This window comes from Mucilaginibacter sp. UYNi724 (assembly GCF_054057495.1).
The window spans coordinates 64,217-73,450 of sequence record NZ_JBSRZI010000018.1; the positions used below are offsets into that span (position 1 = coordinate 64,217).

Annotated in this window: 10 protein-coding genes; 7 read left to right on the forward strand and 3 right to left on the reverse strand. The window is 43.7% G+C overall.

Features of this window, described 5'->3' with window-relative positions:
• Positions 1-211: 211 nt before the first annotated feature.
• On the forward strand, positions 212-835 hold the full coding sequence (locus ACVW0P_RS20170) for a tetratricopeptide repeat protein (protein WP_457133671.1): 624 nt from the start codon (positions 212-214) through the stop codon (positions 833-835).
• On the opposite strand, the gene ACVW0P_RS20175 is transcribed toward ACVW0P_RS20170, so the two are convergent.
• Both ACVW0P_RS20175 and gpmI read right to left on the reverse strand, forming a co-directional pair.
• A complete protein-coding gene (locus ACVW0P_RS20175; RefSeq protein ID WP_457133672.1) occupies positions 832-1,347 on the reverse strand; it encodes a hypothetical protein in 516 nt (171 codons plus the stop codon). The genes ACVW0P_RS20170 and ACVW0P_RS20175 overlap by 4 nt on opposite strands.
• Before the next feature lie 31 nt (positions 1,348-1,378).
• The gene (gene gpmI, locus ACVW0P_RS20180; protein WP_457133673.1) at positions 1,379-2,902 is read right to left on the reverse strand and encodes a 2,3-bisphosphoglycerate-independent phosphoglycerate mutase; all 1,524 of its coding nucleotides are present in this window, start codon (positions 2,900-2,902) and stop codon (positions 1,379-1,381) included.
• 94 nt (positions 2,903-2,996) lie between these two features.
• Here gpmI and ACVW0P_RS20185 point away from each other — a divergent pair, with 94 nt between their 5' ends.
• The 5 genes from ACVW0P_RS20185 (at position 2,997) to ACVW0P_RS20205 (ending at position 6,783) form a co-directional block, all read left to right on the forward strand.
• Positions 2,997-3,392, forward strand: coding sequence for a DUF4783 domain-containing protein (locus ACVW0P_RS20185; RefSeq protein WP_354431357.1), 396 nt, complete (start codon positions 2,997-2,999; stop codon positions 3,390-3,392).
• Between the two features lie 41 nt (positions 3,393-3,433).
• Positions 3,434-4,282 (forward strand): carboxylating nicotinate-nucleotide diphosphorylase, encoded by an 849-nt coding sequence (nadC, locus tag ACVW0P_RS20190; RefSeq protein WP_457133674.1) that lies wholly within the window; start codon positions 3,434-3,436, stop codon positions 4,280-4,282.
• A 47-nt stretch (positions 4,283-4,329) separates the two neighbouring features.
• Positions 4,330-4,977 carry a glycerol-3-phosphate 1-O-acyltransferase PlsY gene (gene plsY / locus ACVW0P_RS20195; protein WP_354431355.1) on the forward strand — a complete coding sequence of 216 codons (648 nt, stop codon included), beginning with the start codon at positions 4,330-4,332 and terminating at the stop codon, positions 4,975-4,977.
• 5 nt (positions 4,978-4,982) lie between these two features.
• Positions 4,983-5,786, forward strand: coding sequence for a M48 family metallopeptidase (locus ACVW0P_RS20200; RefSeq protein WP_457133675.1), 804 nt, complete (start codon positions 4,983-4,985; stop codon positions 5,784-5,786).
• A gap of 247 nt (positions 5,787-6,033) precedes the next feature.
• Positions 6,034-6,783 carry a YqjF family protein gene (locus ACVW0P_RS20205; protein WP_457133676.1) on the forward strand — a complete coding sequence of 250 codons (750 nt, stop codon included), beginning with the start codon at positions 6,034-6,036 and terminating at the stop codon, positions 6,781-6,783.
• A 466-nt stretch (positions 6,784-7,249) separates the two neighbouring features.
• On the opposite strand, the gene ACVW0P_RS20210 is transcribed toward ACVW0P_RS20205, so the two are convergent.
• A complete protein-coding gene (locus ACVW0P_RS20210; RefSeq protein ID WP_457133677.1) occupies positions 7,250-8,518 on the reverse strand; it encodes an anthranilate synthase component I family protein in 1,269 nt (422 codons plus the stop codon).
• 73 nt (positions 8,519-8,591) lie between these two features.
• Between ACVW0P_RS20210 and ACVW0P_RS20215 the strand changes: the two genes are divergently transcribed.
• Positions 8,592-9,092, forward strand: coding sequence for a CPBP family glutamic-type intramembrane protease (locus ACVW0P_RS20215; protein WP_457133678.1), 501 nt, complete (start codon positions 8,592-8,594; stop codon positions 9,090-9,092).
• Positions 9,093-9,234: the final 142 nt, after the last annotated feature.

The window sequence follows — 9,234 nt, forward strand, 5'->3', positions numbered from 1 at the left end:
TAATGGATTTTGATGAAAGTGGAAAAAAAGTCATGCGGGATTAAGGTGCCGCATAGTTTACTAACCCCGCGGCACTACGTGCGCCACCCTCTCTTTTATTCAAATAAGTTGTACACTTGTCTAAATTTATTAACAAATTGCACGGGGGACATAATAATTAACCACATTGGTAGTTTATGTATTGTTAACGAATGATACCCGCTAATTAAGTATGAGGCTGTCGGCTATAATTTCTTTGATCCTGTTTACATCGGTAGAAACGCTATCGGCGCAAAACGCTTATGTGAAAATGGGGCAGCAGGCTTTTATGGATGGCAACTTTAAAGCCGCTGTAAAACAACTGGAAAAAGCCTGTATTGTAGATTCTACCAACGCCAACGCTTACTGGATGCTGGGTTACTCTTATTATCACAGCGAAAACTACCGCAAATCTATCGCTGCTTATACCAAAGTTATTTTCATAAACCCAATAGATGCTACGGCATACTACTACCGTGCGCGTGCTAAAGGTTATTTGGGGAAAGATACCTACCTGTCGCCCCAAGAGCGCGAAAAACACCTGTTAGGGGCTATTTTTGACTTGACTAAAGCGATTGCTATTGATCCTAACGACCATGGTAAATGCTTCCAGACACGTGGTATTGCTTACCGCGAGTATGGTGTATTCAAATTGCAGCCCGGCGCTACCTTTGATAAGTTGCGAGGCATAAATTCCCTAAGGGCATCAGTAAGTGATCTGGAAAAAGTATTGGCCGATAATCCCGGAAGGTCTGATATCTCTACGCTGATAGAGCTTTCTAAAGAAAAACTGTCATCCGCCGTTGGCCATCACTAATTAGCAAAGCTGCCTTTTATCCGGTAGTTGTTTGCACCCATAATTTTTACATGCTGCATTTTTTCAATTAAGTAATAGGCATTTGGCGCGTAAACCAATTTTTCGGTGGTGTTGTACAGGATGTTGTGGGTATTGTTTAGGATAGAAATTGCTGTAACCTGCCCCGCTTTTTTGCGGATGATGATCTCTCGCGTTTTCAACTCCGGGGATTTGGCTTTGTAAACGGTGCTGTCTTCGTTTGATGTAATATCGTAGCTCTGTTTCCAGGCGGGTTTGTTTATGTCGCTTTCTGTGAACAGGTTAAGCTCTTTTTTCCAGCTGGCAATGCGTACCTTTTTGCTTTCGGCAGCGCCGTTGTGCGCTACAGATTTGTCCACTTCCGGGTTTTGTTTGGTAAGCAAGCTATCCTGTTTTTTGAAATAGTCTTTCAGGTCAAAGTATTTCAACTCGGCGCCGGTCTCCTTTATTTCGGGCTTGTTACAGGCGTAGCTGCTGCCCAAAAGCAGTAGCACGCTTGTATAAACAATATATTTTTTGAATGCTTTATACCAATACATTACCGGTCATTTCAGCAGGGATAGTTACGCCCAAAATATTTAATACGGTTGGGGCAATATCGCCCAGTTTACCATCCTTAACGTGCTTAACATCGCTATCTATAATAATACATGGCACCAGGTTAGTGGTATGGGCGGTATTAGGCGAACCGTCCTCATTGATCATGTAATCGGCGTTACCGTGGTCGGCAATGATGATAAACGAATAGCCTGTTTTTAAACCGGCCTCAACAACCGCTTTACAGCAGGCATCGGCAGTTTCGGCGGCTTTCATCACGGCGCTGAACACGCCTGTGTGGCCCACCATATCGGTATTGGCAAAGTTCAGACAAACAAAATCCGGCCAGCCGGCTTCCAATTCGGGGATGATGGCATCGCGGATGCCCTCGGCACTCATTTCGGGTTGCAGATCATAAGTAGCAACTTTTGGTGATGGCACTAAAAGTCGTTTTTCGTCTATAAACGCCGTTTCGCGCCCACCCGAAAAGAAGAACGTTACGTGCGGGTATTTTTCGGTTTCGGCAATACGGATCTGTTTTTTGCCTGCACTTTCTAAAACCTCGCCCAATGTTTTGCTCAGGTCATCCTTACGGAAAACCACCTTTACATTCTTAAAGGTTTCATCGTACGATGTCATGGTTACATAATGGATATCCAGCGGCGTCATATCATACTCCGGAAACTCCTTTTGAGTAAGCGCCTGCGAAATTTCGCGGCCCCTATCCGTACGGAAGTTGAAACAGATCACCGCGTCGCCATCTTTTATCACCGCGATAGGGTTGCCGTTCTCATCAACCTTAACAATCGGTTTAACAAACTCGTCGGTAACACCATCCGCGTAAGAGCTTTTTATTGATTCTAAAATATCATGGGTAGGTGCACCTTCGCCTTTTACCATAAGGTCATAAGCCAGTTTAACGCGCTCCCAGCGGTTATCGCGGTCCATGGCATAGTAGCGGCCAATGGCTGATGCCAAACGCACGGGGCTATCAGCAATGTGGTTCTCCAGGTCGGTAATAAACTTTAAACCCGAGTTTGGATCGGTATCGCGGCCATCTAAAAAGGCGTGTATAAATACTTTCTCGATACCCAATGCCTTGGTAGCATCTGCGAGGCCTTTAAGGTGGTTGATGTGGGCATGTACCCCTCCATCGCTCACCAGGCCAATCAGGTGCAGGTCTTTATGGTTATCTTTTGCATAGTTAAATGCGTCAAGTATGGTTTCGTTTTGTACAAATTCGTTATCAATAACGGCTTTGTTTATGCGGCCCAGTTCCTGGTACACCACGCGGCCGGCGCCAAGGTTCATGTGCCCAACTTCCGAGTTCCCCATCTGCCCTTCAGGTAAACCTACAGCAAGGCCTGAGGCTTCAAGCTTCGAGTTTGGATATTTGGCGATCATCTCGTCAAAGAACGGCGTATTTGCCGCCACAATAGCGTTTGATCTGTCGTTAAGGCCGTAACCCCAGCCATCAAGTATAATTAATGCAACTTTTTTTATGTTTTCCACAATGCAAATATAAAAGCAACGTTTATAGGTTGTAGGTTAAAACCTTTATTTTTTTAATTGCAACAATTCTTTGGTTTATTGGTCATATATAGTAATGAAACTAAGATACCTGCCGCTACTCACTTTGCTTTTTTTGCTGCCATTGGTAGCAAGCGCGGATGTTATTGATAAAATTACCAACCTTTTAAAAACATCAAACGCCCACGAAATAGCCAAATATTTTGGTAATAATGTAGATATCAGCATTGCGGAAGAGAGTAATTCCTACTCGGGAACACAGGCCGAAATGATATTGGATAAGTTTTTTAAGGATAATAAACCCCACACGGCCAAATTATTACACCGCGTTAGCTCTAACCCCAATTATAATTTTGGCGTATATATTTTAACTACCGAAAAGGGCAAGTTCAGGATCTCGTGCACGCTTAAGGAAGTAAATAAGGTTATGCAGATAATGGAGTTGCGAATAGAAACGGAAAAACCTAATTAGTGCGCAATTGTTCTTACTTTTGAAACTCAAAAAACAAAGGTTTGGACAAACAACTTATACACCAATTTATAGTTAATGCTTTAAGTGAAGATGTTGGCGACGGCGACCACACATCGTTATCTACCATTGAAGCGGGCACACAAGGCAAAGCAAAGTTATTAGTTAAAGATACGGGGATACTGGCAGGCGTTGAGCTGGCCTTAGAGATTTTCCGCGAGGTAGACCCAAACCTTAAGGTTACCGTATTTTTAAACGATGGCGCCGAAGTAAAACCAAAAGATATAGCCCTTGAAGTGGAAGGCGACGCCCGCGCCATATTAAAAGCCGAGCGCCTTGTGCTAAATTGCATGCAGCGCATGAGCGGCATTGCTACCACTACCCACCAAATTGTAGATATTTTAGCAGGTACCAACACCAAAGTGTTGGATACCCGCAAAACCACACCCGGCCTGCGCTATCTCGAAAAATGGGCTGTGCGCATAGGCGGCGGCGTAAATCACCGTTTCGGCTTGTATGATATGATCCTGATAAAGGATAACCATGTAGATTACTCTGGCGGCATCCGCCAGGCTATAGAAAACGCCAACAGATACCTTGCCGATACCGGTAAAAAGCTGGCTATTGAAATTGAGGTGCGTAACCTGGAAGAATTGGAGCAAGTTCTGCAAACAGGAAACGTGAACCGCATTTTGATTGACAATTTTAATTTTGAAGACCTGCGGCAGGCTGTAAGTATGATACAGGGCCGCTACATTACCGAGGCATCCGGAGGCATCACTATCGACAACATCCGCGATTATGCCGATTGCGGTGTAGATTACGTGTCGGTAGGGGCGTTAACTCATTCTGTAAAAAGTTTAGATCTGAGTTTAAAAGCTGTAAAATTATAATGATATATTGCGGTAGTATAACATCAATTTAATAATATTGCAGGCAGATGCTATCAGTCTACTCGATTTCGGCTCTTATTGCGGCTTACCTTTTCGGATCAATTCCTACTGCAGTATGGATAGGGCAGGCATTCTACCACGTTGACGTGCGCGAATACGGCAGCGGCAACGCCGGGGCTACCAACACATTCAGGGTTTTAGGTAAAAAAGCGGGTATTCCTGTTATGCTGTTAGATATTTTAAAGGGGTGGACAGCCACCAACCTGGCTTATGTTGTTGGTACAAGCGTAACCGGGCCGTTTAATTCGGTAGCGTTTGTTAACTTACAGTTAGCGCTGGGTGTAGCGGCCGTTATGGGCCATTTGTTCCCGATATTTGCCGGCTTTAGGGGCGGCAAAGGCATCGCCACACTTTTTGGAATGATATTAGCTATAAACCTGCCGGCTGCCTTGCTTTGCGTTGCTGTATTTATCACAACGTTGCTAATAACACGCTATGTATCGCTTTCATCGATATTAGCCGGGTTTATTTACCCTATAGGGATAACATTTGTTTTCCATGTGAGTATTAAATCGGTCATTATTTATGGGATGTGTATATTTATACTGGTATTGGTTACGCATCAAAAAAATATAGAGCGATTATTGAAGGGCAAGGAGTCGAAAGTTAATTTATTTAAAAAGAAAACCACCTAAATTCTATGAAAACACTTAAACCCCTACTGGCATTAGCTGTGATAGCAATTTCTGCGTATGCATGTTCAACCGTGCCACTTACCGGCCGCTCGCAATTGAGTTTAGTAAGCGATGACCAAATAAACCCCGCGGCAGCGCAAAGCTACCGCACCCTTTTATCAAATCCTGCAACCAAAGTCGTTAGTACCGGCACCGATGCCCAGCGTGTAAAACGTATAGGCAACCAGCTTGCTGTAGCTATAGATAACTATTTAAAAGCAAATGGTTACGGCAGCCAATACAATTACCAATGGGAATTTAACCTGATACAAAGCAAAGAAATTAACGCATGGTGTATGCCGGGCGGTAAAGTTGCCGTGTATAGCGGCATATTACCTGTCACCGCTACAGACGCAGGTTTGGCAACCGTTATGGGCCACGAGATAGGCCATGCTATTGCCCACCACTCGGCCGAAGCGCTTTCACAGCAAATGGCAGTGCAGGCAGGCGGTACCGCAATTGGTGCCGCAACAGGCAGCAAATCACAAGCCACGCAGACCATTATCGGTACACTTTACGGTGTAGGCGGCCAGTTGGCTACTTTAAAGTATTCAAGGGATAAAGAGAACGAGGCTGATAGGCTGGGCTTAACCTTTATGGCTATGGCTGGTTATGACCCGCGCCTGGCCGTTAGCTTTTGGCAACGTATGGCTGCACAAAATCAGGGCGCTCCACCAGAGTTTTTAAGTACTCACCCAAGTGATGCTACCCGTATAGCTAATATACAAAGGCTTGTACCCGAGGCTATGAAATATTACAAAGGAAAATAAGAAATGCTTCAAAAAGGCCATCAGATACTCTGGTGGCCTTTGTTGTTTAAAGTGCTATAGCGTAGATTTTACTTCCCGGTCATTGCTTCGCTCGACCACCATTTCTACGTAAACGGAAGAGGGTTATATTACCTACCATTTTATAACCCTCTTTGCGCAGCAGAGAGGGTCGACCAGCGGAGCGAAGTCGGGGTGAGTAGATCTGCGGCACACTAAAACAAACCACCAAATTCGTACTTTTACCATTATGGCTACTTCTAAATCACGCTTCCTTACAGCCCAATGGCGCAACCTGGTGATGCTGAATTATGAGGTTGATCCTGAGATATTAAAGCCACACCTGCCCGCCGCTACCGAAATTGACCTTTGGGAGGGCAAGGCATTGGTAAGTATGGTGGGTTTTATGTTTCAGGATACGCAGGTGCTGGGCATCAAATGGCCTTTCCACGTAAATTTTGAGGAAGTGAACCTGCGCTTTTATGTACGCCATTTTGATGGTAAACAATGGAAACGCGGCGCGGTATTCATCAGCGAGATAGTGCCAAAAAGTATTATCGTGCTGATCGCTAACAATTTGTACAAAGAGCATTATCGTGCGCTGCCAATGCGGCATTCCATCACAAAATCCGGCTCAAGCCATACGCAGTTCTTATACGAGTGGAAGTTAAAAGGTATATGGAACAAGCTTGGCGCTACCGTGCGCAACAGCCTTACACCAATAGTAGCCGGAAGCCCCGAAGAGTTTATTTTTGAACACTACTGGGGCTATAATTATTTAACCGACCGTAAAACAATGCAGTACCAGGTAGAACATGTGTCCTGGCAAATTGCGGAGGTTAAAGACTTTGTTTTTGAAGCGGATATAAAGGAATTATACGGCGATGCTTTTGTGCCGTACCTAAGTGCGAAACCTGTCTCGGCCTTTTGGGCAAACGGCTCGGAGATAGCGGTGAGGATAGCGGATAAATTGTTGCTGGATCCTGTGTTGCCGGGGTAGATAATCAAAACCAACCTGTCATTTCGAACGAGCATGAGGTGGGGTGTGCGCGGCGCGAAGAGAAATCTTCTACGCTCTACATTCAGAAATATGATGATTTACTTATCAGACGCAGAAGATTTCTCCTCGTACCTCGTTCGAAATGACATTGAAGGTTTTTTTTCCCGTTGTTGGTGTTGTCACCAACAACCCTTAGGCAAGTAGCAGACAGGCATAGCGCCTTGTTGTTGACAACACCAGCAAGGGCGGGAAGTGTTCACGTTCACGGCCATGTGTGCGTGTGAACAGATCGTATCTTCCTTATAATCAGAGTTTAAATTTTTTTGTTGTTGATGTTGTACGTATCTTCCTTATAATCAGAGTTTAAAGTTTTTGCCGTTGTTACCAACAACCTTTAGGTAAGTAGCAAATAGACATGGCTTCTTGTTAGTAACACCAACAAGGGCGGGGAACGAGCAATTGGCGGTTATCGTGTTACCCCTAAAACTTCCAATATCGCTTTTGCCTTTAGCAAACATTCCTCGTATTCGCTTTCGGGATCGGCATGGTAAGTAATAGCACTGCCAACGTGGAACGACAGATACTTTTCGGCGCTATTATACAGCAACGTACGGATCACTACGTTAAAATCAAAATCACCATCGGGACTAAAATACCCCACCGCACCGGAGTACACGCCGCGTTTGCTGCGTTCATATTGTTCCATCAGCTGCATGGCGCTTATTTTGGGGGCACCCGTCATGCTGCCCATCGGAAAGGTATTTTTGATAGCCTCAACTGCAGATACATCATCGCGCAATTCGCATACTACCGTTGATACCATTTGGTGTAGCTGTTTAAAGCTTTGGATGCCGTAAAGTTCTTCCGTTTTAACGGTACCGGGTTTGGCGGAGTGGGTAAGATCGTTACGCACCAGGTCTACTATCATTACGTTTTCCTGCAATTCCTTAGGGTGGTTGCGCAATTCTTCGATGATGGTTTTATCAATGGCTTCATCTGCATCTCGGCGAGCAGTGCCCTTTATAGGTTGCGAGATGAGTTTGCTTCCCCGCTTCGCTAAAAACCGCTCGGGCGAAGCACACATGATATAATTACCTTTCCATTTAAAAAAAGTAGAAAATGGGGTGGGCGATAGGCCGTTTAAATTTTGGAAGATGGATAGCGCGTCTACATTAGCATCTTCCGCGTAAAATTCCTGGCAAAAATTAGTTACATAGATATCGCCACGCACAATATGCTGCTGAATTTTTTCTACCGTTTCTACATACCCGGCTTTGCTGAAGCGAGGTTGTAGTTGGACTACGGTCTGATTTTGGCGCGAAACGAGTTCGGCTTGCTCTATTGCCTCTAATATTGCTTGTCCGTCTCCTCCTGTTATTTCAACTTCATTGCCTTTTATACAAATAAGGATCTCGGGTGCGAAAAAGTAGAGGTCGGGGAAGTTAAGGTGGTCCGGGTTGTTGGAAAGAAGGTTCTCAACTTCATTCTTTAGGTCGTAACCAAAAAAACCGGTGATCCAGCCGGGATTATCAGTCCTAAACGTAGTTAATTGCGAAAAAGAATCACCTGCGTTGGCCGTTAGTTCGGCTTTGGCACCAATGGCTATTATGCTGTCAAACTTGCTATAAGGGTCGTTAAAACTATTGCTGTCGAGATAGCACAGGGTATCAGATTTAGCTGCCCATACAAGGGCCTTTTGTTTAAATAAAGCTACGTCGGTTACCTCGGTTATCACATGGCAAAAATAGTTAACTAAAGAAGAAATGAAGCATGATGTCTATTTTTGTTCTCGTATATTGGGGTTCTAAATGTACACAAAGCCAATGCAATTATATCTTTCAGGGTTTAGGAACAAGTTAGTATCAGGAAGGATTGCTTTTTACCAGTTATTTTTAATTTGCCTGCTTTTATCTTTATTCAACAGCCTTCTATTTAGCCTGATCGCTTATATTTTTTTCCCAACCCTAAACCTTGGCGATAATCCCATAGACAAATTAAGTATTTGGGAACAGTTTTTTTTAGGTTGTATCGTTGCACCCTTGTTAGAAACTTGGGTTTTTATGGTATTGCCGAATAAATTATTAATTAAAATCGGCGTAAAAAACATAAATCTTTTAATTATTATACCGGCTTTATTATTCGGCGTATCTCATTATTACAACTTACTTTATATAGCTGCAATGATTGTAGCCGGCCTGATCATGAATTTCCTTTATGTTTACTGTAAACAATTTAAAAGCAGTAGTGAAGCATTTTTATATGTGGTACTTTTACACACATTGTATAATATATTCTCAATTTTTTGTTAACCGATAATGGCGTTTTATTAGCGTATACTGAAGCCGAATTTTAACTAAATGAGTAGTCCTGAAATAGGTTGACTGTTTTTGATTACACAAACATTGATAAAAAAGCTCAAACATTCACCAAAGATGTTTGAGCTTTTTTGTT

Coding starts and splice junctions, on each gene's coding strand:
- ACVW0P_RS20170 (WP_457133671.1), top strand. CDS start 212: ATGAGGCTGTCGGCTATAATTTCTTTGATCCTGTTTACATCGGTAGAA.
- ACVW0P_RS20185 (WP_354431357.1), top strand. CDS start 2,997: ATGAAACTAAGATACCTGCCGCTACTCACTTTGCTTTTTTTGCTGCCA.
- plsY (WP_354431355.1), top strand. CDS start 4,330: ATGCTATCAGTCTACTCGATTTCGGCTCTTATTGCGGCTTACCTTTTC.
- ACVW0P_RS20200 (WP_457133675.1), top strand. CDS start 4,983: ATGAAAACACTTAAACCCCTACTGGCATTAGCTGTGATAGCAATTTCT.
- ACVW0P_RS20205 (WP_457133676.1), top strand. CDS start 6,034: ATGGCTACTTCTAAATCACGCTTCCTTACAGCCCAATGGCGCAACCTG.
- ACVW0P_RS20215 (WP_457133678.1), top strand. CDS start 8,592: ATGTACACAAAGCCAATGCAATTATATCTTTCAGGGTTTAGGAACAAG.